The organism is Parasphingopyxis algicola (assembly GCF_013378075.1).
Classification (GTDB): Bacteria; Pseudomonadota; Alphaproteobacteria; order Sphingomonadales; family Sphingomonadaceae; genus Parasphingopyxis; species Parasphingopyxis algicola.
On the sequence record NZ_CP051131.1, the window covers coordinates 1,046,962 to 1,069,663 of the forward strand.

The 22,702-nt window shown below is 61.0% G+C and carries 20 protein-coding genes and 1 riboswitch; of the genes, 4 read left to right on the top strand and 16 right to left on the bottom strand.

Annotated features, from left to right (window positions below; all coding sequences use genetic code 11):
* From HFP57_RS05220 to HFP57_RS05245, 6 genes are all read right to left on the bottom strand, one after another.
* Positions 1-813 carry an RHS repeat-associated core domain-containing protein gene (locus tag HFP57_RS05220; RefSeq protein WP_176868791.1) on the bottom strand — a complete coding sequence of 271 codons (813 nt, stop codon included), beginning with the start codon at positions 811-813 and terminating at the stop codon, positions 1-3.
* Positions 814-930: 117 nt separating this feature from the next.
* Positions 931-1,320: a hypothetical protein gene (locus HFP57_RS05225; RefSeq protein ID WP_176868792.1), complete on the bottom strand. Its 390-nt coding sequence runs from the start codon at positions 1,318-1,320 to the stop codon at positions 931-933.
* Between the two features lie 5 nt (positions 1,321-1,325).
* On the bottom strand, positions 1,326-2,684 hold the full coding sequence (locus HFP57_RS05230; RefSeq protein WP_343045266.1) for an RHS repeat-associated core domain-containing protein: 1,359 nt from the start codon (positions 2,682-2,684) through the stop codon (positions 1,326-1,328).
* Positions 2,665-3,057 carry a hypothetical protein gene (locus HFP57_RS05235; protein WP_176868794.1) on the bottom strand — a complete coding sequence of 131 codons (393 nt, stop codon included), beginning with the start codon at positions 3,055-3,057 and terminating at the stop codon, positions 2,665-2,667. The genes HFP57_RS05230 and HFP57_RS05235 overlap by 20 nt, the downstream gene beginning before the upstream one ends.
* Positions 3,058-3,075: 18 nt before the next feature.
* The gene (locus HFP57_RS05240; protein WP_176868795.1) at positions 3,076-4,251 is read right to left on the bottom strand and encodes an RHS repeat-associated core domain-containing protein; all 1,176 of its coding nucleotides are present in this window, start codon (positions 4,249-4,251) and stop codon (positions 3,076-3,078) included.
* Positions 4,252-4,776: 525 nt separating this feature from the next.
* Complete coding sequence (locus tag HFP57_RS05245; RefSeq protein ID WP_176868796.1) at positions 4,777-8,988, bottom strand: RHS repeat-associated core domain-containing protein; 4,212 nt, start codon at positions 8,986-8,988, stop codon at positions 4,777-4,779.
* A 375-nt stretch (positions 8,989-9,363) separates the two neighbouring features.
* On the opposite strand from HFP57_RS05245, the gene HFP57_RS05250 reads away from it, so the two are divergent.
* Positions 9,364-9,642, top strand: a complete 279-nt coding sequence (locus tag HFP57_RS05250) for an RHS repeat domain-containing protein (RefSeq protein ID WP_176868797.1) — start codon at positions 9,364-9,366, stop codon at positions 9,640-9,642.
* 1,468 nt (positions 9,643-11,110) lie between these two features.
* On the top strand, positions 11,111-11,245 hold the full coding sequence (locus tag HFP57_RS18200; protein WP_343045259.1) for a helix-turn-helix transcriptional regulator: 135 nt from the start codon (positions 11,111-11,113) through the stop codon (positions 11,243-11,245).
* A 39-nt stretch (positions 11,246-11,284) separates the two neighbouring features.
* On the opposite strand, the gene HFP57_RS05260 is transcribed toward HFP57_RS18200, so the two are convergent.
* From HFP57_RS05260 to HFP57_RS05275, 4 genes are all read right to left on the bottom strand, one after another.
* Complete coding sequence (locus HFP57_RS05260; protein ID WP_176868798.1) at positions 11,285-12,517, bottom strand: tyrosine-type recombinase/integrase; 1,233 nt, start codon at positions 12,515-12,517, stop codon at positions 11,285-11,287.
* A gap of 252 nt (positions 12,518-12,769) precedes the next feature.
* On the bottom strand, positions 12,770-13,360 hold the full coding sequence (locus HFP57_RS18205) for a PilZ domain-containing protein (protein WP_343045260.1): 591 nt from the start codon (positions 13,358-13,360) through the stop codon (positions 12,770-12,772).
* Positions 13,257-13,883 (bottom strand): DUF938 domain-containing protein, encoded by a 627-nt coding sequence (locus tag HFP57_RS05270; RefSeq protein WP_176868800.1) that lies wholly within the window; start codon positions 13,881-13,883, stop codon positions 13,257-13,259. The genes HFP57_RS18205 and HFP57_RS05270 overlap by 104 nt, the downstream gene beginning before the upstream one ends.
* Entirely contained in the window at positions 13,880-14,893 is a 1,014-nt protein-coding gene (locus tag HFP57_RS05275) for a bile acid:sodium symporter family protein (protein ID WP_176868801.1), read from the bottom strand. The genes HFP57_RS05270 and HFP57_RS05275 overlap by 4 nt, the downstream gene beginning before the upstream one ends.
* Before the next feature lie 89 nt (positions 14,894-14,982).
* Between HFP57_RS05275 and HFP57_RS05280 the strand changes: the two genes are divergently transcribed.
* On the top strand, positions 14,983-15,462 hold the full coding sequence (locus HFP57_RS05280) for a methyltransferase family protein (protein ID WP_176868802.1): 480 nt from the start codon (positions 14,983-14,985) through the stop codon (positions 15,460-15,462).
* Here HFP57_RS05280 and gcvPB read toward each other — a convergent pair whose 3' ends face one another.
* The 6 genes from gcvPB to HFP57_RS05310 form a co-directional block, all read right to left on the bottom strand.
* Positions 15,463-17,025 (bottom strand): aminomethyl-transferring glycine dehydrogenase subunit GcvPB, encoded by a 1,563-nt coding sequence (gene gcvPB, locus HFP57_RS05285; RefSeq protein ID WP_176868803.1) that lies wholly within the window; start codon positions 17,023-17,025, stop codon positions 15,463-15,465.
* A complete protein-coding gene (gcvPA, locus tag HFP57_RS05290) occupies positions 17,022-18,404 on the bottom strand; it encodes an aminomethyl-transferring glycine dehydrogenase subunit GcvPA (protein ID WP_176871164.1) in 1,383 nt (460 codons plus the stop codon). The genes gcvPB and gcvPA overlap by 4 nt, the downstream gene beginning before the upstream one ends.
* Positions 18,405-18,443: 39 nt before the next feature.
* The gene (gene gcvH, locus HFP57_RS05295; protein WP_176868804.1) at positions 18,444-18,815 is read right to left on the bottom strand and encodes a glycine cleavage system protein GcvH; all 372 of its coding nucleotides are present in this window, start codon (positions 18,813-18,815) and stop codon (positions 18,444-18,446) included.
* 11 nt (positions 18,816-18,826) lie between these two features.
* Positions 18,827-20,002 carry a glycine cleavage system aminomethyltransferase GcvT gene (gcvT, locus tag HFP57_RS05300; RefSeq protein WP_176868805.1) on the bottom strand — a complete coding sequence of 392 codons (1,176 nt, stop codon included), beginning with the start codon at positions 20,000-20,002 and terminating at the stop codon, positions 18,827-18,829.
* A gap of 147 nt (positions 20,003-20,149) precedes the next feature.
* Positions 20,150-20,238, bottom strand: a riboswitch (glycine riboswitch).
* 95 nt (positions 20,239-20,333) lie between these two features.
* The gene (locus HFP57_RS05305) at positions 20,334-20,984 is read right to left on the bottom strand and encodes an MOSC domain-containing protein (RefSeq protein ID WP_176868806.1); all 651 of its coding nucleotides are present in this window, start codon (positions 20,982-20,984) and stop codon (positions 20,334-20,336) included.
* A 5-nt stretch (positions 20,985-20,989) separates the two neighbouring features.
* Positions 20,990-21,643 (bottom strand): hypothetical protein, encoded by a 654-nt coding sequence (locus HFP57_RS05310; RefSeq protein WP_176868807.1) that lies wholly within the window; start codon positions 21,641-21,643, stop codon positions 20,990-20,992.
* Positions 21,644-21,751: 108 nt separating this feature from the next.
* Between HFP57_RS05310 and ispH the strand changes: the two genes are divergently transcribed.
* Positions 21,752-22,702: a 4-hydroxy-3-methylbut-2-enyl diphosphate reductase gene (gene ispH, locus HFP57_RS05315; protein WP_176868808.1), complete on the top strand. Its 951-nt coding sequence runs from the start codon at positions 21,752-21,754 to the stop codon at positions 22,700-22,702.

The window sequence follows — 22,702 nt, forward strand, 5'->3', positions numbered from 1 at the left end:
TTAAGCAAGGTGGTATTTCCTCTTCCTCTTCGTTTTCAATTTCAGGCAAATCAATAGGTTCGATACCGACCAAGAATGATTCGACTTCCCGATCGGCGCCCGGCGTACCGGCGCCGGTATTATGCCTGCATTTGTCAATCCAGCGCCATAGGTTGGTGCAACAACGCAGATCCCCGCTGGGCAAAGCCCCCACGGATCGGTCGCATTCACCGGATCGTTGAGTACATAGGCGTAGAGGTTCATGCCGCCCTGATATCCGATCGGATCGGTCTGCATGAACCGGCCGAGTTCGGCGCTGTACACCCGGTTGCGCATATAGGTCAGCCCCACCTCGGGCAGCCAGAGCTGGCCCGCATACTGGAACGCGCCCGCATTGCCGGTTCCCGGCTCGCCGAACGGGCCGTAGCTGTTCGCGGCCAGCTGCGCGCCCGTGCCGCCGTCGACGAGCGCGATCACGCTGCCCCGCTCGTCGGTCAGCACATAGCGCCGGTCCGCCGTCGCCATGCCTGAGCCCTCGTAGATCGTCACCGGCGCGCCCAGGCTGCCGGGCGTGAACACATAGCGCTCGGCGATCGTCGAGCCAGAAAGGCCCGAGAAGCGCGCAACGATCCGGTCCCCGTCCCACAGATAGCGGCGGTCCTGCGCGCTGTCGGCGGCATCCACCCGGTACAGCCGGCCCAGTGGATCGTAGCTATAGCTGGCGACCAATACGCCGCCCTCCGATACCGAAGCCAGCCGGTTCAGGCTGTCATAGCTGTAGGTGCGCGTCCCATCGCCGATCAGATTGCCGCGCGTGTCATAGGTCGGCATCATCATACTTGCCAGCGGGTGGGTTGGTGCCCGTATAAAGGCCCAAGTTTCGGAGAAAGTTACTAGAATCTAGAGGTAGTATATATAAATAATATTACTGAGGCATATAATACTCTATCTTTATCCGCATATGCGGCGAATGTTAATCAGCAGCTGATCCTTGACTCTAACTAAATCTTCAACTTCAGTTTCCGTGACATCTACAAAGAGCGGGCGCTGCATATCAATCAAAATTTTTGATGCGCCAAGATAGCTAATCGCGATATCACCCGAAGAATTTTTAATTGTTACTATAAATCCGTGAGATGCTTGGCGATCATCTGTGTTATAGAATTCGAATCCATTGCTTTCTGCTATTTCAAACGCATATTGAACTATTTCATTTCTATGAGCAGCAACATCGCATTCGACAATTCCCTCATTTGCTGGAATAGAAGAGAAGTTACAGCTAGATAAATAAAAAGTAATGAATAAAAAAATGGCTGATCTATTGAATGTACTTTTTTTCATTTGATTTAGCCGCAATTTGAATTGGTGGGACCGGAAATTTCATAAGAGTTTGTTTGGACGTCTGAGACGCCAACGCCCGGCAATCCGACGCCAATAGCTAGTGTCGGCGGTCCACCATCATCAGGCAACGTTATTCCCAAAACTGCCCCTGCGAGTCCGACTGAAATTTGCCTTCCATTATTGGGTGTCGACCGTTCGACCGGGCCAAAGGTGAGAGCGCCATAAAGCGCCGAACCACCGCCGCCAAAGGTGAAGGCCCTGGTCGTGTTGCTCCTCACCCTACCCGAGGCGTCTGCAGACAAACCAGTGCTAAGCGTGCTGCCGAAAAGCGCTACAAAACCGCCACCGGCTTCAAAACCGATGGCAGTATTGCAAATAAGTGTCCTTGAAATGTTAGAAGCGTTCGGCTCTGGGTATCCTTGGGGGAAATCACCATCCTCAAACGGGTTTTCTTGGAGGACAAATAGACCGTCATCCCAAGGCCCAAATCCAAACGAAAAATCTAACACGCCGCTTCCACTGGGAACCCAACCAAACCCACATGTACCACTATCATCGCCCAACGAAACGCAATTGCGCCGAAAGATACCAAAATCGCCAAAAATTCGCAGCGAATCGTCCTCCCAACCAATAACGTGGGGATCGGTAATTTCGAACGAACGTCCGGCTATTCGTCCCCAACGCGCCAAAACTTCACGGCCGGTTCGCCTCCTTAACCGCCGTTGTTGAAGTCCTAACGGATCGATCGCATTCACCGGATCATTCCCTGTATATCCATAGAGGTTCATGCCGCCCTGGTACCCAATCGGATCGGTCTGCAGGAACCGGCCGAGCTCGGCGCTGTACACCCGGTTGCGCATGTACGTCAGCCCGGCCTCGGGCAGCCAGAGCTGGCCGGTGTATTGGAACGCGCCCGCATTGCCCGTTCCCGGTGCGCCGAACGGGCCGTAGCTGTTGGCCGCGAGCTGTGCGCCCGTGCCGCCGTCGGTCAGCGCGATCACGCTGCCCCGCTCGTCCACTAGCACATAGCGCCGGTCCGCCGTCGCCATGCCTCCGCCCTCGTAGATCGTCACCGGCGCGCCCAGGCTGCCCGGCGTGAACACATAGCGCTCGGCGATCGTCGAGCCCGACAGGCCCGAGAAGCGCGCGACGATCCGGTCCCCGTCCCACAGATAGCGGCGGTCTTGCGCGCCGTCCGCCGCATCCACCCGCCACAGCCGGCCCAGCGGATCGTAGCCGTACGTGGCGACCGCCGCCCCGCCTTCCGATACCGCGGTCAGCCGGTTCAGGCTGTCATAGCTGAAGGTGTGCGTCCCGTCCCCGGTCAGATTGCCTTGTGCGGAGTTAACTACACCGGTCGTCAGAAACCTTCATTGCCACAAACACACCCGCATCATCGCCGGTGCTGAAAAACTGACCGATTGTTCCATTTGGCAGGGAATTGAAGGCTCCTAATAGCACCTGGTTTGGTTCTGGCTGTACTACCACACGATCATCGCGAATCAAAAACTCAACCCTCGGGACGGACTGTATTGTCACATCGCCGGGCAATTCTTCAGCGGAAAAATGCGCTACAAATTGCCCGTCGACCAATATTTCGTTGTTGCTTGTTAATTCGATGGTAGATCGTTCGACTGCATAGCAACCGATGTAATCAACCTTCCCATTGCCGGCCAAATTTGTGCAAGATGTCAAAATGACGAACCAGATTGGAAACGTGAAAACGAGTTTTCTCATTTTTTCTCTACCCAACTGTCAATTTTGCTGAGCCGGACAGATTGGCTGATTGCTCTCGGTCACAAATGTGTTTCCCGCAGTGAGGAATGCACCGGCTCCTATCCCAAGTACAGTACCTGAACCACCGGACAATCCATCAAGATTAAAATTGGCTGTACCTCCGGGAATGGATACGTCAAAACCCAGCCCGACAAAATCTGCGAAAGTGTCCACGGCGCCGATATTTGCACTTGCACTACCGCCACCGCCTGCCGCGCCGCCAATCCGAAAAGCTGTACCCCTAGCTCCTGTTGAAGGAATTCGGAATCTGATGCGTGAGGCGGTCGCACCAAAATATCGAGCTGCGGTGGCAGTTTCTTCGAATGTTTGAACTGGCCCATCAGTTGGCGCAATACACGGCTTAGGTTCCGGCAAAACCGTATAGGGTATCTCCGGAGGGACCGGGAGCCTTATTATCGGCCCCGTTGGCCTCAAGTCCCTGAGGCTGGTACCCGTGCCTGGATTACACCGAGGCTTTCCTCCCGAACCCGACCGGCTACAGTTCGCCGTCACCACAATGACATTGAGCTCCGGAATATTCTCAATCGCTTCCTGAAACACGCGATTGAAATCTTCGATTCCAAACAACACGGCCAATGACGGCTGCGACAGTTCGATCCCCCTTGGTTGGCCAGTGACAACAATTTCTAACCCCAACGGATCGGTCGCATTCACCGGATCGTTGTACACATAGGCGTAGAGGTTCATGCCGCCCTGATACCCGATCGGATCGGTCTGCAGGAACCGTCCGAGCTCGGCGCTGTATACCCGGTTGCGCATATAGGTGAGCCCCGCCTCGGGCAGCCAGAGCTGGCCCGTGTATTGGAACGCGCCCGTATTGCCGGTTCCCGGCTCGCCGAACGGGCCGTAGCTGTTCGCGGCCAGCTGCGCGCCCGTGCCGCCGTCGGTCAGCGCGATCACGCTGCCCCGCTCGTCCACTAGCACATAGCGCCGGTCCGCCGTCGCCATGCCTGAGCCCTCGTAGATCGTCACCGGCGCGCCCAGGCTCCCGGGCGTGAACACATAGCGCTCCGCGATCGTCGAACCCCCGATCCCGGCAAAGCGCGTCACGATCCGGTCCCCGTCCCACAGATAGCGGCGGTCCTGCGCGCTGTCCGCCGCGTCCGCCTTAGTCCTTGCATCGGGGCGGGTCATCCATGTCCCAAATTGCAAGAACAGATATCGACCAACAGCTAAACATTTAGGCTGTCTGCATTTAGGCTGTCTGCATTTTTCAAAATTGAGAAGAAATTTCTGAGAGCAATGTTACATATCAAAAAAAACAACAACGTAGACAACAAGAAAGACACAATAGCCTCTATTATAAATACACCATTAAACGCTAAGTTCATAATAGCCCATATTATGAAAATCATACATGGATACGAAATATAAGATCTAAAAGAAAATCGCGCTACATAGAGAACGCGCCCTTTATCATCCAAAAAAAATTTTATTCTTCTTATGTAAGAAAATGGATGATAATTTTGCCAAAATGATCGCCATCCACGTCTTTCAAAAACTATGCAGTTATCTTCATTAGCATGCCTAGATATAGGTTTATAAAACCGCATATTGAATTTATCGAATGAGCGCTTGACTTGATTCAGAGAAGAAAACGAAGAATGGTCTTTCTTGTAACCCAAAATTAGGTGAAAATTACTGATGATGGTCATGATTTTATTGCGCTTCTATCGGGCAATAGGCGAAAAGTATCTCCGTTTCTGTGATTTGACCGCTTCCTCCTGAACCAACGGTCAGTCCCCCTGACGCTGAATTCAATCGCCCAGTCTGCGGATCAACGTTTACGGTCACACTGATTGGAAAAGCTGCAATTGATACTGCGAAACTTGCTCCAGTAAAGCTCTCAAGACTACGAGCCACACCCCCCTCTCCACTTAATCCAAGATCGTATCCTAGGCCACCGCCAATAGTACGATATATTCCTCGCGCTCCGCCAGTGGTTTCGAATGTTCCAATGCCTGCGAGCGGTCCTCCACCACCTACGCCCGTAAATGTTGCCGCCGAATAGGTCACTACGCCTTCTAAACAGTCTTCCAATGTGTATTCTTCCGTTTCCTCCTCTGAACTCTCAGGCGAAAAACCAACCTCGCCAATCGCTCCTTCCAGTCCGGCGCCTAATCCCGCTCCACCGCCTATAATCTCAAGATCGCTTCCTGAATAGCAAAAGGAAGTGCCCGCACAAGCTTGCACCCTTCCGCCGATTACTACGATAGTGACCGGATCGGACGTTTCCCGCAGCCCCAGCGGATCGATAAAATTCACCGGATCGTTGAGCACATAGGCGTAGAGGTTCATGCCGCCCTGATACCCGATGGGATCGGTCTGCAGGAACCGGCCGAGCTCGGCGCTGTATACCCGGTTGCGCATATAGGTCAGCCCCGCCTCGGGCAGCCAGAGTTGGCCGGCGTACTGGAACGCGCCGGCATTGCCCGTTCCCGGTGCGCCGAACGGGCCGTAGCTGTTGGCGGCAAGCTGCGCGCCCGTGCCGCCGTCGGTCAGCGCGATCACGCTGCCCCGCTCGTCGGTCAGCACATAGCGCCGGTCCCCCGTCGCCATGCCTGAGCCCTCGTAGATCGTCACCGGCGCGCCCAGGCTGCCGGGCGTGAACACATAGCGCTCCGCGATCGTCGAACCCCCGATCCCGGCAAAGCGCGTCACGATCCGGTCCCCGTCCCACAGATAGCGGCGGTCTTGCGCGCTGTCGGCGGCATCCACGCGGTACAGCCGGCCCAGCGGGTCGTAACCGTAGCTGGCGATCGTAACCCCGCCATCCGATACCGCGGTCAGCCGGTTGAGGCTGTCATAGCTGAAGGTGTGCGTCCCGTCCCCGGTCAGATTGCCGCGACCGTCATAGGTCGGCGTGATCGCGCTCCCGGCGGGCGGGGTGATGTTCGTGTAGCGGTTCAGGCCGTTCGCCGTGTAGCCCGTCGTGCCCGGAGAGAGGGCGTCCCATTGATAGCGGCTCGTATCGCGGCCGCGCGTCGCGATCTGGTTCGCCGGGTTGAAGGTGAAGTCCGCCTCCACATCGCCCGGATAGGCCGGCGCGGGCAGGTCGATCCCCAGCGTGTCCAGCCGCTGCGCGGCATCATAGGCGAAGTTCTGGTCGGCCGCGTTCACCCCGCTGCCCGCCGTCCACTGGGTCGGGCGGTTCAGCGTGTCATAGGTGACCAAACCGAGCCGCGATCCGATCCCGCTCGTCGCATTGGCGAAGATCAGCCGCAGCGTGCCGGTGATCCAGTAGTCATAGGAGAAATAGCTGGTATCGGGATGGGTGATCCGCGTCCGCGCGCCGTCCAGCCGGTATTGCGAGCTGACCGTGCCGAGCGGGCCCGCCTCGGTCAGCTGGCGGCCGAATATGTCATAGGTGAAGGTGAGGTTGTGGCCCGATTGCGACGCGGTCAGCATGCGCGAGAAATTGTCATAGGTATAGCTGACGTCCGGATCGGAGCCCGGCAGGTTCATCAGCGTGCGGCGGTCGAGATCGTCATAGGTGAAATTGATCGTCGTGCCGTCGCGCAGCCGCCGCGCCGTGACATTGCCGTTATCGTCATAGGTGAAGCGCTCATAATCGGTCGCCGAGCTGCCGGTACCGGACGCGTTGGGGTAGCGCATGTCGCGCAGCCGGTCGAAGCCGTCATAGATATAGGTGGTGAGATTGCCCTCGCCGTCGGCGAGCGTTTCGACCCGGCCGTTATCGGTGAAGGTGCGGACAAAGGCGTTGGCGACTTCCGCGGTCGATTGACCGTTGGCGACACGGATCACGCGGCGAGCATTATCGTAAAAATATCCCGTGATCCGGTCCGGCCCGAAACTGCCTGCGGTATCCGGCGTGCAGGCGCTGGCGGGGGGTGTCGCAAATTCGGCCGGGTTCATGCGGACTGCAATGCAGGTCGGCAGGCCGTCCGGATGATAGCTGTAATCGACATGGGAGAAGCGGGTCGCGCTGCCTGTATCGTTGGCGCGCACTTCGCGCCAGCTGAGTCGGCCAATATCGTCATAGCCGGAGACGACCGACTGGGCGACGGAAAAGGCGTTCCAGGCGCTCTGGCTCGTTCCGGTTACCGTGCCGTAATCGGCGCGCGTGACATTGCCGTTATCGTCATAGACAAAGCGCTGGGCGAGGCTGCGCTGCGCGGCCGCGCCGTCGGGATCGGGCGCGATCATGCCTTCGAGCTGGATCCCGGCATTGTAGCGATAGGTGGTCGTGCGGAAGCTGCCGGTCGCATATTCCTCGGCCTCGGTCAGCACATTGCCGAACGGATCATAGGTGTAGCGCGTATCGCGTTCGAGCGAGCCGTTGCCGGCGCGCACGGTGATTTCCTCGGGCAGGAGATTCGTCGCCGGCGCGCCACCCGCGCCATAGTCGAACAGGATTTCGAGTTGGTCGGCGGTGTCGTTGCAGGTCAGATATTCGCCTGTGGCGCACGACAATGCCTGGGTCAGCCGCCACACGGGCGTGGCTGCCGGGAAGATAGTGCTCGATGCGGAGGTCCGATACCGTGCATATTGCTGCTCATGATTATACACTGTCGCCGGTCGCGGAGCGAGGCCGGCGCCGTCCGGATCGGGCAGGGTGACAACCTCAAGCCCTCCGTGAATCTGGTCCCACACATAGTTTGTGACATTGCCATTGGCGTCCGTTGTCGTGGACGGCCGGTTGCAGGTTGCGAGGCTGGTGCAGGGATAAGTCGCCGACGTAAAGATAGTCGATCCGCCGGAACCAGGCTTGGGTACACGGGCAGTAGACGTGATATTGCCGTTACCGTCATAGGTGTAATTGACATAATTTCCTTCGGGCGCGGTGATCCGAATGAGCCGGCCCGCGCTGTCATATGCGTAAGTCGTTTCGTCTCCCGCGCCATTGGTTACGGAACTCGGCCTGTCCGACGTGCCGCTCGCGCCGAAAACTACGGCTACATTACCGCCCGCCGGCGGATTGACCGTCGTCGTCAGGATGTTGTTCGCTAAGTTGTACGCGTAGGTCCATACGCCTGCGCCATTGTCGTACCGAGAAACCCGACCATTGGAATCATAGTCGATATCGATAGGCGCGTCGCCGATCTCGGGTCGCGTGATTGTATCTATACGCTCTTGGGCATCGAGAGTTACTGTCGTGGTCCGGCCCAGATTGTCGGTCGCTGAAATATCGGAGCCCGAATAATTGAACGTCATCTCGGGCCAGTCTTGCGTCAACCCGCCGCAATCATTGGCGGTCGGATTGCAATAATCCACGGCATTGTTGATCGCGATGGCACCGGTCACACGATTGAATTCTTGCAATTCGAGCAGGTTTGTCACTGTGTCCGAAGCATAATCCACATGAAGCTGATAGCCGAGATTATTGGTTATCGATTGCACCCGATTGAGACGATAGGTCTGGGGGGTGATGATCGTTATCGTAAACGTCTGATCGAGATTATGAAAAGTCGTTTCGATGCCGGATGGCTCGTATGCCGAAATCACGCGTGCAACGACGCCGGCCTCGGGATAATTGCTGTCGAGGTTGGCATCGAAAATGAATGACGTGCCGTCCGACCGTACATAGACATAGCGTTGGGTCAGGCTATTATATGTCAGCGCGGAACCCGATTCTTGGTCGGACGTGTAACTGCCGCCGCTTTCGGTGAAGGTCTCGGCCTGTCGGCCAAAACTAACCGTAAAGGTCGAACCCGTCTGCTGTATCCAGCCCAGTGTCGTGTCTCGCCGCTCCGAACCGTACCATTGCATGGCGTATCCGAGCGCTTCTCCCGCCACGCCACCGGTCGCGACCTGGCCGAAAGCGAAATTGAACTCACCATTGGCGAGATTCACGCCATTGGCATCGATCGTACTGTAAGGATCCGGTGGATTGGCCGGTGCTTGCGCCAATGCCGGCGCCGCGAGGCCGCACCCCAATATCGTACCGAGGAGAAATTTCGCTGCGCGGCGCCTGCCGCCTGTGCCCCGAGAAATCATGGCGCCCCCTGTCAACGCATATGTTCCGGAACCAGTTCGAAATCGGGTGATACAGCGGATCAGACACATTCGCCGATAACGGACCTGCTCCTCCCTGTTCTTGCGATATATTGCTGCGATATCACAATATTGTCTGTTTTGCAGCGGCTGATACAAAAAAAGCGGCAAATGAAAGTCCGCTTAATTTTCGCGCTCACAAATGCTATGCGATGATTAACTTGATTGCGCGCCGAGCTCTTTCCCAAGTCGTCTGGCGGAGTTGATTACGAAAGAGCAGGGAGGATCGACATGAAACAAGTTATCCAGTTCGCGGGAGCCTCCGCTATGCTTTTGCTGGCCTCCGCTCCGCTATCCGCTCAGGAAAATACGACCTACACCTATGACGCTTTGGGGCGGCTGGTTGAGGTCGACGCGACGACTGATGCCGGCACGGACAGTGAAATCGACTATAACTATGACGATGCAGGTAACCGCACGAGCCAATCCGCTACGGGCGGCGCGACATCTTCAGACTGGTTTTGGTTGATCCCGGTAACGGTCGGAAAAATGGTGGTCATCCCGGAATGACCTAAGGAACAGCCCCCTGTCTCCATCCTTCCCCTTTTAATTCTTAGGGCGGCGTTCTTACTGCAAACCAGTTCGGCGCGACAGTGGGCGGGCTACTGGCCAGCATGACGGCACAGTCGCCACTGCCTGGGAAGTTGACACTGAGATCGTTCCCGGAGCCAATTGCCGTCATGGCTTGCGAATATATTCGCCGGCAGGCCTCGGAAGTGAAAGTCACGTTATCGTATGTGAAGTTTTGCTCCATATTGCAGACAGTCGTTACGCCCCAACCCCATTCGAGGCGAAGGTCGTTCGCCTGCCCGCCGACAGGATTTTGGTTTATTAGAACTTGTGTGACCGGTCCCCGGCACCAGGTTGCCTGCGACGGAGAAGACATCGCGACAAACGACAAAATAGCAACCGCGGCACATCTTTTCGAAAGACGGGTTTGGAACATCATGCGCATGTTGGAATGCCCCCTTAAGATATTCTGTTTGATCTTCTACCCTGTTTGTCGGAGAATTGAAAATCCGAAATATAGGATGCAGAGGGATCTCCATGATTAGCGCCGCGTTACTGGCCACGGTATTTCTGATGAATGCCGAAGCGACAGGACAAGAAACCGCAACCGGGGCGACCAGTCTACAGTCTCGAACTGAAAATTCGGGCGTTCCCGAAGTCACAACGCGCCAGTTGGAATCTGGAGAAATCGAGCAACGCTCGACGCGACGCTCCACTCCACCGGAGGATGAGCAACGCTCCACACGCCGCGCCGATCCGCCAGTGGACGAACAGCGTTCAACCCGGCGCGATCCACCGCCTCAGGATGAGCAGCGCTCGACGCGACGCTCCGACCCGCCGGCGGACGAACAGCGAGCGCCACAGCGCCTCGATCCACTTGGCTCATAGAGAAAGGCGCGATCGACAGGTCTCCTCACATTTACGCATGAGCGCGCAAAACCGATTTGATATGTGCTCAACAAGCCCAGAGAAATCGACAGGATAGAAAATCGAGATCGGGCCGACCTGAAGCATTGGCGAAAATGGCGGTACGCTTTTTTCGCTATTCGACCTTGTCGCTCGTGTATGCGGAGCGGACGTTACGGAACGACGCACTAAATTTCGCCAGTTCTGTCATGAGTTGTTGCGCTGCGCTTGAAGGGTTTTGCCTCGATCGGATAGTTGACGCTTGTTCAGTGCCATCGCTAATCGCGACCGAAAGGCAAGCCGTCAGATACTCCTATTGATCGGACACTTCCTTTCACAATGACGTCGCTGTTCGCCGCAAACGCCCACCGTTCGCCGATATTTACCGCCTTTACGCCGAACCACCGCCAATCCCTCTTGCCGCGCGGCGCAGCGCATAGGAAGCTATGCGGCATCTGCCCATCCCATGACGGAATGCAAACATGACCGACACCGACAAAATCCTCCGCATCCGAACCGTGCTCCACCGCTCGGGCCTCAGTCGCTCGACCTGTATCGCAAGATGAAAGCGGGCACCTTCCCGCGCCAGGTTCGGATCAGCGACTATTGTTCGGGCTGGCGCGAGTCCGAGATCAACCACTGGATCGCCGATCCGCCCGCCTATCGCTGCAAAGAGATAGAGACCGAGCTGCGATAGGCGTACTGTCCCGATACAGCGCCAAGCAGCTAAATGCGGTCAGGCGCGAACGGCCTGGCCAATCGGCACCACAGTCCTGTGCTCGACAATCTCGCCGATCAATCCCGCCAGCCTTTCCAGCGCATCAGCCTTTTCCGGCCCATAGTCATAATGGTCATAGGTGCCCTCGACCCCCGGGATCGCATGGCCGAGCACCCGCTCGCTGATATCGGGCCGGACGCCGGCCCGGCCCATCAGCGACTTCGCCGTGCGCCGCAGATCGTGCAGCGTCCAATGCGGGATGGGTTCGCCGTCATTGGCTTCGGCCATCCTTTCGTCCAGCACTCTCTTGGCTTTGGAAAAACCGTTGATCGGACGGCCGAACCGTCCGGCACAGACGAACTCGCTATCGTCACGGCGCGGCAGTCCGCGGATCACGTCGAGCGCCAATCCGGGCAACTGCAGCTGTTCGGCATTGGCTTTCTCGCGGGCCTCTGCCGGGATCGTCCAAAGCCCGGTATCGTCGATATCGCCCCAGCGCATCTCGCTGACCTTGGCGCGGCGCTGAGCGGTGAGCAGCAACAGCTTGACAAGCGCTCCGAAAGCCCCCTGCCCTTTGCTGGCTTGCCAGAGCAATCGGATCTCATGATCGTCGAGGATGCACCTGCGGGCCCGGTCCTTGGGGCTGGTTCGCCGCATCCCGCGCGCGATCGGCGAGATGTAGCTTTCCTCACGTGCCTGATACCAGGCACATAGCTTGGAGAGCAAAGCCAGCACCCGGTCGGCCATCACCGGGGCACGGGCCTCGATCGTGTCGAGCAGGCGCGCGACATCGCCTCTCCTGATCTCCACAAACTCATGGTCGCGCCATTCGGGAAACAGATAGCGCTCGAAGATCCGTTCGATCTCGCCGGCCGAGCGCAGCTCGTTGCGATGGACATGCTGGACCAGGAACCGACGTCCCACGCGTTCGAACGTCTGCGGCGAGCGACGGGCCTCGCGGCGCCTGCGCTCGGCTTCGGCTTTGGGATCGATCCCCGCTGCGATCTGCTCCAGCCAGCTCCGCGCAATCTCGCGCGCCGTTGCCAGGTCGACAGCACCAACCTCGGCGATCGCGCGCCGGGTCGGATTGGCGCTGCCCGGATAGCGGGCGGTCAGGATAAAGGTCTTGCGGCCCTTGTCCGTCACCCGGACGCCAAAGCCTGGGACGATGGCGTCCATATGATCGGATCGCCGGCCCGATGGGGCGGGCTTGAGGGCGGCAATCGATCGGGCGGTCAGGTTCTTGCGCATAATCAGTGGCTCTCGCGGGGCAACACTGGGGCAACAAATCTGCCGGGCTTCGCTGCTGCCCTATGAGATCGCATAGAACAGAAATCAGCGAAAATATCAAGAGAAACAGTGCCTTATTGACACGAGATGCGCTGATCTGAAACGCAGTGAAACAGTGATTTTCCTGACTTTTGATCAGTGGGCCGCTGGTTCGAGACCAGCAGGGCTCACCACCTTTTTCGGGCAGTTGTGGACGGTCGGCGCGGTCGCGCCCTATCGCCGGTGCGTGAAACCCGGCCGTTTATAGTCTTCGACCGGCCGGAAACGTCGGGCGACGTTGAACTTGGTGGGCTTTTCCAAGGGCTGCCGCTTGGCCAGTTCCAGCTTGCCGAGATCGATCGGCTCGTCGAATTCCATCCCGAACGACTTGTCGTTGACCCAGGCGATGCGGCCCTGCACCTGGCCGATGCCGTTGAGCATGATCGTCATCGTCTGGCCGGGCGATAGCGGGATATCGGTGACGCCGCCCAATCCCTTTTCCGAAAGGTTGCGGACACGCGCGTCTCCTGTCGCGCCGCCATCGTCCTGCAGCGCGGTTTTGGTGAGCAAAGCCGTGCGCTTCGCCCGCTCAGTTGTCCCCCCCTGAGTGTCGCAACTCATGTCCAATCCTAATTGTGGTCGGCAAACAGCGATTTCAGGTAAGTATGGGCGTAGCAGAAGAGGGTAAAAGAAACGGTAATCGGGATGATTAATGCCGCGATTATCGTGCTTGTCGGCGCCGCAGAATAGCCGACACATTGTTCGCCGGCATATCGACGATCTCCTCCAGGCCGAGGCCCGCGCGTTCCGCGCTTTTCTCGACATCGGCGATATCGCGGACACCCCAGGCCGGATTCCGGCTCTTCAGCGAGCGATCGAAGGCTTCGTTGCTCGGCGCCGTCGGACGTCCGCCCATGCGAAAAGGCCCGTAGAGATAAAGCGGCGCGCCGGGATCGAGCACCCTCCCCGCCCCGGCCAGCAGCCCCTCGGTCGCCGCCCAGGGGCTGATATGTATCATGTTGATGCACAGGATCGCGTCGGCCGCGGCGACCGGCCAGTCCTTCGCCGCCGCGTCGAGATCGAGCGGCGGCGCGATATTGGGAAGACCTGCCTCGGCCGTCCAGGCGGCGATCGACGCGCGGGAAGCGGGATCGGGATCGCTGGGCTGCCATTCGAGCGCCGGGAACAGCGCCGCGAAATGGACGAGATGTTCGCCCGATCCGCTGGCGACTTCGAGCACCCGGCCGGTTTCGGGCAAAATCCGGCGCAGAACATCGGCGATTGCGTCGCGATTGCGCAGCGTGGCGGGCGCGTGCCTCTTCGCACCGGGATCCGCGTCGCCGCTCATGCGGGGCTGGGATCGCGGGCGGCAACCGGCGGAACCGCCTGCGGCTCGACCGGCTGGCGGCGCCAGATCGCCGCGAGGAAGCTGCCGATCACGACATGGTAGACGGCCGATATCGCGCTCGGCACCGGCGCCAGCGCCGCCTGCATGGGCGTTGCGAATTGCGCGGCGAAGCCCTGCGTGGAGGCGAGGCTCGAGCCCAGTCCGCTATTCTGCATGCCGACCTCGATGCTGATCGTCCGGCGCTCGATCGGCCCGAAACCGAGTATCCGCGTCATGAGATAGCCGAGCCCGAACCCGAAGACGTGGAGCAGCAGCACCGCGAGCAGCAGCACCCCGAAATGGGTCTCGATCAACGGCTTCGACGCGGCGATGATCCCGCCGACGATGAGCACGACGACGAGCACCGAGGCGAGCGGCGACACCGTCGCGATCCGGGCCGTCGCCTTCGGGAAATAGCGGTTGAGCATGACCCCGGCGACGACCGGCACGAGCACGATCGAGACCATGTTCACGAACAGGTTCCACTGGTCGATCTCGACATATTTGCCGGCCAGCCAGCCGGTCAGCACCGGCGTCGCGACCACCGCCACCAGGGTCGAGGCCATGGTCATCGTGACCGACAGCGCCAGGTTCGCCCGCGCGAGATAGGCGACGACGTTGGACGCCGTGCCGCCCGGGCAGCAGGATACGAGGATCAGGCCGACCGCCAGCCCGGTTTCCAGCGCGAACCCGGCGGCGATCCCGATTCCCGCCAGCGGCATGACGGTGAACTGCAGCGCCACGCCGGCCGCCACGCATTTGGGGATCCGCGCGATCCGCCTGAAATCGTCGAACGACAAGGTCAGCCCCATGCCGAGCATGATCACGCCGAGCAACACGCTGACCAGCGGCTGGCCGAACGGGCGGAACCGGCCGTCCACCACCCAGAGGAAATGATCGGGTACGAACCAGGCCCAGCCGGTGCCGAGCACGGTCCAGAGCGCGAAGAGGCTGGTCAGGCGCTGGATCACGCGCGTCGGGGGCCGGCTATGGGCATCGGGCCCGCATAGCGATAGACAGCGGATGTTCCAAGGGACACCGCAAGGGGGAGACGGGGACGATGACGCAAGGCAATCCCGACGAGGCGCGGCCGCATGTGCGCTTTCCGCCGCCGCTCGTCTTTATCGGTTTCATGCTGCTGGGCCTTGCCGCCGACCGGCTGTTCGCCCTGCCGCCGCTCTCCGTCCCGCCGGCGCTCGGCTGGGCGGGGCTCGTTCTTGCAATCGCCGGCCTCGTGCTGATCGCCGTCGCCATCGGCCTTTTCCGCAAGGCCGGCGAAAATCCCGAACCCTGGACGCCGAGCGAAACGATGATCGCGTCCGGCCCCTACCGTCTGACCCGCAACCCGATGTATCTGGGCATGGCCGCCGTCCAGCTGGGCTTCGGCTTGTGGTGGCCGAGCATCGGCGTGCTCGTGCTGCTGCCGGTCGCCGTGATCCTGATCGACCGGACCGTCATCGCGAAGGAAGAAAGCTATCTGCGGGCCACTTTCGGTGAGGCGTATGACGGCTATTGCCGACAGGTCCGCCGCTGGATCTGACTATTCGGCCGCCTCCGCGGTTTCCGGCTCCGTCCAGACCAGCACCGGCTTGCGCGCCGCTCCGGTCTCGTCGAGCCGCCGACGCGGCGCATGGAACGGCGCGGCGTGGAGGCTTTCATCGCCGGCCTTCGCCCGCTCGACGACCGAACGCAGCGCGCCGATAAACTCGTCGAGCGCCGCCTTGCTCTCGGTCTCGGTCGGCTCGACGAGCATCGCGCCATGGACGACGAGCGGGAAATACATAGTCATCGGATGATAGCCCTCGTCGATCAGCGCTTTCGCCAGATCGAGCGTCGAAAAACCGTCCGCGAACCCTTTGTCCGAGAACAGCGCCTCGTGCATGCACGGCCCGCTCGCCGCGAACGGCGCGTCGAGCACGTCTTCGAGGTTGCGCAGCACGTAATTTGCGTTGAGCACGGCGTCCTCGGCGACCTGCTTAAGCCCGTCCGCGCCATGGCTCATCATATAGGCGAGCGCGCGGGTGAACATGCCCATCTGGCCATGGAAGGCGACCATCCGGCCGAAGCTCGATTCATGGTGATCCTCGGCCGTTTCCTCTTCGATCAGGACATAATGGTCGCCCTGCTTCTCGACGAAGGGCAAGGGCGCGAAGGGCGCCAGCGCCTCGGAGAAAACCACCGGTCCGGATCCGGGGCCGCCGCCGCCGTGCGGCGTCGAGAAGGTCTTGTGGAGATTGATGTGCATCGCATCGACGCCGAGATCGCCGGGCCGGACGCGGCCGACGATCGCGTTGAAGTTCGCGCCGTCGCAATAGACGAGCCCGCCGGCCGCATGCACCGCCTCCGAAATCCGCTTCATATCCGGTTCGAACAGGCCGCAGGTATTGGGATTGGTGATCATCACGCCGGCGACGTCCGGCCCGAGCCGTTCCTCGAGCGCGGCGAGATCGACCCGGCCTTCGGGCGTTGCGGGGATGTCTTCCACCCGATAGCCGGCGAATGCGGCGGTCGCCGGGTTGGTCCCGTGTGCGCTTTCGGGCACGAGAATGACTTCGCGGGCGTCGCCCCGCGCCTCGAGCGCCGAGCGGATCGCGAGGATGCCGCACAGTTCGCCATGGGCGCCGGCCTTGGGGCTCATCGCGACGGCCGGCATGCCGGTCAGCTTGCACAGCCATTCGCCGAGCTCATGAATGACTTCGAGCGCGCCCTGCACCGAATCGATCGGCTGGAGCGGGTGGATATCGGCAAAGCCCTTCATCCGCGCGACGCGCTCGTTGAGCCGCGGATTGTGTTTCATCGTGCAGGAACCGAGCGGAAAGAGGCCGAGATCGATGGCATAGTTCATCCGCGACAGGCGCGTATAATGCCGCACGGTCTCGGGTTCGGACAGGCCGGCAAGGCCGATCGGGCGGTTGCGTTCAAGGCCGCCCAGACGGGTTTCGGCTTCGGGCGCCGCATCCAGATCGACACCGGTCCGGTCGGCGGCGCCGATCTCGAAGATCAGCGGTTCCTCGAGCATCAGCGCGCGGTTGCCGGTGAACGTATCGGCGGCCCCCTCTGCCTCGAGCGGACGGGTCGGGCGGCCCTGATTGTTCATGCTCATGCCGGTTCCCCTTCGCGCGCGGACTCCAGGACCGCTTCCAGCCCACGAGCCAGCGCCTCGACATCCGCATCGCTGGTCGTCTCGGTCACCGCGACGACCAACCCGTTGGCGAGCGCCGCCTCGTCGGGATACAGGCGGTTGAGCGACACGCCGGCCAATATCCGGTCGTCGGCGAGCTTGCGAACGATCCGGCGGGCCCGTTGCGGGAGGCGCAGGGTGAACTCGTTGAAGAAACTCTCATTGACGATGTCGACACCGGGAATCCGCGCTAGCCGGTCGGCCGCGCGCGCGGCCTTGGCGTGGTTCAGCGTCGCGAGCTCGCGCAATCCCCGCTCGCCGAGCAAGGTCATATGGATTGAGAAAGCCAGCGCGCAAAGCCCTGAATTCGTGCATATATTCGAAGTCGCCTTTTCGCGGCGGATATGTTGTTCGCGGGTCGACAGCGTCAGCACATAGCCGCGCTTGCCTTCGACATCCTGCGTTTCGCCGCACAGCCGCCCGGGCATCTGGCGGACATATTTCTGGCTGCACCCGAACAGGCCGACATAAGGCCCGCCGAAATTCAGACCGACGCCGATCGACTGGCCTTCCCCCACCACGATATCCGCCCCCATCTCACCTGGTGGAACCAGCGCACCGAGCGCCACCGGCTCGGTCACGACCGCGATCAGCAGCGCCTTGTGCGCATGCGCCTTGGCCGCCAGTTCGCTCATATCGCCGATCCGGCCGAGGATATCGGGATATTGCACGACGACGCAGCTCGTTTCGTCGTCGATCCGGTCGAGCAAATCCGCGCTGTCGCCGCTCGCCGCCAGTTCCGGCGCGGAATGGACGATTTCATCCTTGGTGAAGCGCGCCATCGTCTTCGCGACGGACACATAGTGCGGGTGCAGCCCGGACGAGAGGATCGCCCTGCCTCGCTTCGTGATCCGCCGCGCCATGACGATCGCCTCCCAACAGGCCGTCGAACCGTCATACATCGAGGCGTTGGCGACATCGGTACCGAACAGCCGCGCGACCTGGGTCTGGAACTCGAACAGCATCTGCAGCGTGCCCTGCGCGATTTCGGGCTGGTACGGCGTATAGGCCGTCAGGAACTCGCCGCGCTGGATCAGGTGATCGACGCTTGCCGGAACATGGTGCCGATAGGCGCCGCAGCCGAGAAAGAACGGCATGTCGGCAGCCGCGCTGTTCTTGCGCGCCATCTGCCGGAACGCGGCGTCGACCGCCATTTCCGACGCATGGTTCGGCAGGTCGCGGATCGGCCCGTCGAGCCGGGCCTCTTCGGGTACATCGCCGAACAGCGCATCGATATCGGGCGCGCCGATTTTCGAAAGCATCGCCTGCCGATCGGCGGTTTCCAGCGGTAGATAGCGCATCATATTTCTCCGTCGCGGCTCATGATCGAGCCGCTGCAATTACAAACTATCGACGAACGCCTTGTAGGCCTTGGCATCCATCAGGCCTTCGAGCTGGCCGGCATCGGCCAAGGTCATGCGGAAGAACCAGCCCTCTTCCTCGGGCGAACCGTTGACCAGCGCCGGATCGTCGGCGAGCGCGTCATTGCCCTCGGTCACTTCGCCGGACACCGGCGCATAGACATCGCTCGCGGCCTTGACCGATTCGACGACCGCCGCCTCGCCGCCCTGCTCCAGCATCGTGCCGCTTTCCGGTACTTCGACGAACACGATATCGCCGAGCTGTTCCTGCGCATAATCGGTGATCCCGATCGTCGCATGATCGCCATCGACATCGATCCATTCATGGTCTTCGGTAAAATAACGGGCCATCGCTGTTTTCCCTATTGCTTCGGTTGACGGTGATATCGGTGCGGAACGAACGGCATGGGGGTTACCGTCCCGGTAAAGGGTTTTCCGCGCTGTTCGAGCGTGATTACGGTGCCGGGCGCAGTATCGCCCGCGGGCACATAGGCCATGGCGATCGGCTGTTGCAGGCTCGGCGAGAAACCGCCGCTCGTGACCTTGCCCGCGGCGTTGTCGTCGCCATTGACCACGGTCGCGCCTTCGCGCACCGGCTGGCGGCCCTCTATCGTCAGGCCGACGCGCTTGCGGTCCGCGCCATTTTCGCGTTGCGCCAGAATCCTCGCCGCGCCCGGAAAGTCGGCCGCCTCGCGGCGGCGCTTCGAAAGCGCGAAACCGAGATCGGCCTCCACCGGCGTCGTTTCCGTATCGATATCATGGCCGTAGAGCGGCAATCCCGCCTCGAGCCGGAGCGAATCGCGCGCGCCGAGACCGACGGGTTTCACCTCCGCCTGCCCCGCCAGCGCCTCGGCCAGCGCTTCGGCATGCCCGGCGGCAACCGATATCTCGAACCCGTCCTCGCCAGTATAGCCCGAGCGGCTGATCCACAGACCGACATCACCCGCATCGCGCGACCAGATGAAGCCGCCGGCCTGCATGAAATAGAGCGACGCCGTATCGGGCACGAGCCTGGCCAGCGCCGTGCCGGCCTTCGGCCCCTGGAGGGCGAGCAGCGCCCGGCCTTCGAGATGCCGGATATGGATGTCGTCGGGCAGCGTCTCGCGCAGATAGGCGATATCGCCATGCTTGGTCGCGCCGTTGACGACGAGGTAGAAATATTCGCCGTCCGCGTCCGGCGCCTCGCCCTCCGCCAGCCCGAAGCTTTCCGGGCCGGCATCGGCCAGCCGCGTCACCATCAGATCGTCGACGATCCCGCCATCGGGCGCGAGCAGCAGCGAATAGCGCATCCGCTCGGCGCCGAGCTTCCGGATCTCGCCGGGCAGAACGGTTTCGAGCGCCTTCGCCGCCTCCCGGCCGCTGACGATGAGCTGCCCCATATGGCTGACATCGAACAGGCCCGCGGACTCCCGCGTCCACAGATGCTCGGCCATGATGCCTTCATACTGGATCGGCATCGCATAGCCGGCAAAGCCGACCATCCGCGCGCCCTGGGCCCGGTGCCAATTGTCGAGGGGAAGTTTCGCGTCGTCGCCCATTCTCACTCCATGACCAGAACCGGCCGGATTTCCACCCGGCCTGCCCCCTCTGTCACGGAAGCCTGAGAGCTTTCACCATGTACCGAAGTACACGGCTTACCCCTTCGGCGGGACATGGACGGGCCATATCCACTTTCCAGAGCACCGATTGGCTGCGCGGTCCTTCGGCCTGAGAGATTCCGGGGCGGTTGCTCCTTCGGCGGTGCGGCTGGCGCACTCTCTCCCGCGCGGCCATCTGCCGGTTGCCCGGCAGCGGCATAACCATCGCTTGGCCCGCGCCGGACGCAGAGTCAACGGCGATGTCGGCCAATCCGGTGACGGACGCGGCGGATCAGCGCGCGGCGAGTTTTGCGGCCTTGGCGCGCCATTCATTCGCCAATACCGGCAACTCCGCGAGTTCGGCGACCGCGGGCCTGTCGGACTTGCCGTCGCCGCCGACCAGCAATCCGAATACCCGTTCGACCGGCCAGCCGGCATGCGGGCGTTCGACGAGCGTCAATCGGTCGCCCGCCGCCACCCTGCCCGGCTCGATCACGCGGTAGTACCAGCCGGTCCGCCGGTGCTTGACCATCAGCGCGACAAGTTCGGGCCAGTCCATCACATGGCCCTGTTTCCAGCAGGGCTGCCGTCCCTGGCTGATTTCGACGAGAGCCGTGCCCAGACGGTAGCGATCGCCGATACAGGCCTCGGTCTCGACCAGCCCCGAAGTGGAGATATTCTCGCCGAAGGCGCCGGGACGTTCGAGCTTCGGATGCATGAAGCTCTGCGATTCCCAAAAGGCGTAATGATCACGCGGATAGTGATGAATCGCCTTGTCCGGTCCGCCATGCACCCGCAAATCCGCCTGCTCGTCGCCGATCAGGCCGAGCATGCCGATCTCGACCGGGCCGGTCTCTTCGGTCTTCGCGATGGCGCTGAGTTCGTCGCCGCGGAGCGGTTCAGCCCGACCGGTAAGGACAGCCTCGACGGTCAGCGGCTCCATCGCCGTCAGCGCGTGGCGTTGTATTCGAGCTGGTCCGCCTCGAGCTGGAACCCGATCAGCAGCTCATAGGTGACATTATTGACCGCCGTCCGGACCGTGGGATCCGCCATCGGATCGAGCGCCGCATCGGCATCGCCCGGGCGGCGGCGGCGGGTCAGCCGTTCCTCGATATCGGGCGGCAAGGTCAGCGCCGCCCGCGAAATCCGGGCCGTCGCCTGGCCGTTGGTGCTCGCGCGATACTGGCCGTCGGCAAAGGTCAGGCCCACCCGGCCGATCTCCTTGGAGACGATCTGGCCGTTGCCGCGCAGGACGGTCGCGAAATAGGGAAGAACGATCTGCCGTTCGCCGCGCGGATCGGTGCGCCGCGCCTGGACCTCGAAGCTCGCGATGGTCTGGACGTTATCGGCTTCGTCGGCGCAATTGGCGCGGATATTGGTGATTACGGCGGTGGCGTCGATCGCACTCGCCTCGCGGCTGGAACGGGGATTGAACAGCGTGATCTCGTTGGTGTGCACCGGCGTGGCGACCGCCGGGCATGCCGTACGGTTTACGAGCAGGCCGATCCCCGATTCGCCCGTGCTGATGACATCGCGGCGTCCGCACGAAACCAGCACGAGCCCGATAGCGGCGACGAGAGCGATATTTCCATATTTCCGCACAAACAAATCCCTACTCTGTATACTGGCATCGGCAATCGATGCCCAAAACGCCGCTCCCTCATAGGAAGCGGGTTCCGTCGCTGCAAGCAATCGCGTAAGGCCAGTCGCATGAACGACAGCAAAACCGCTTTGACCCTGCTAATCGCCGCGCCGCGCGGATTTTGCGCCGGTGTCGATCGCGCGATCCGCATCGTCGAGCTGGCGATCGAGAAATACGGCGCACCGGTCTATGTGCGGCACGAGATCGTCCATAACCGCTATGTCGTCGACGCGCTGAAGGAACAGGGCGCGATCTTCGTCGAAACGCTCGAAGACGTGCCGGACGGCGTCCCGGTGGTCTTTTCCGCACACGGCGTACCCAAGGCGGTGCCAGCAAAAGCGGAGGAACGCGGTCTCGAATATGTCGATGCGACGTGCCCGCTGGTATCCAAGGTCCATCGCCAGGCCGAACGGCTCGTCGAAAAAGGCCAGCACATCGTGTTCATCGGTCATCGCGATCATCCGGAAGTCGTCGGCACCTTCGGCCAGGTTCCGCCGGGCGCGATGACCCTGGTCGAAACGGCCCAGGATGCGGAAAGCGTCGAGATCCCCGATGCCGACAATCTCGGTTTCCTGACCCAGACGACGCTGTCGGTCGACGACACGATCGAGATCATCGACGTGCTGCGCCGCCGTTTTCCGAACATCAACGCGCCGCGCAGCGAGGATATCTGTTACGCGACCTCGAACCGGCAGGATGCCGTCAAGGCGATCGCGGCGAGCTGCGATGCGATGCTCGTCATCGGCGCGCCGAACAGTTCCAACTCGCTGCGCCTCGTCGAAGTCGCGGAGCGTGAGGGCACTAGCGCGCGGCTCATCCAGCGCGCTACCGAAATCGATTTCGAATGGCTCGACGGCGTCGCGACGCTCGGCATCACCGCCGGTGCTTCGGCGCCCGAGATACTGGTCCGCGAGGTCGTCGACTGGCTGGCCGAACGCTTCGATATCACCGAACGCGAAGTGGAAACGACGCGCGAAAAGATGCTGTTCAAACTGCCCCGCGGCCTCGAAGCCGCCTAA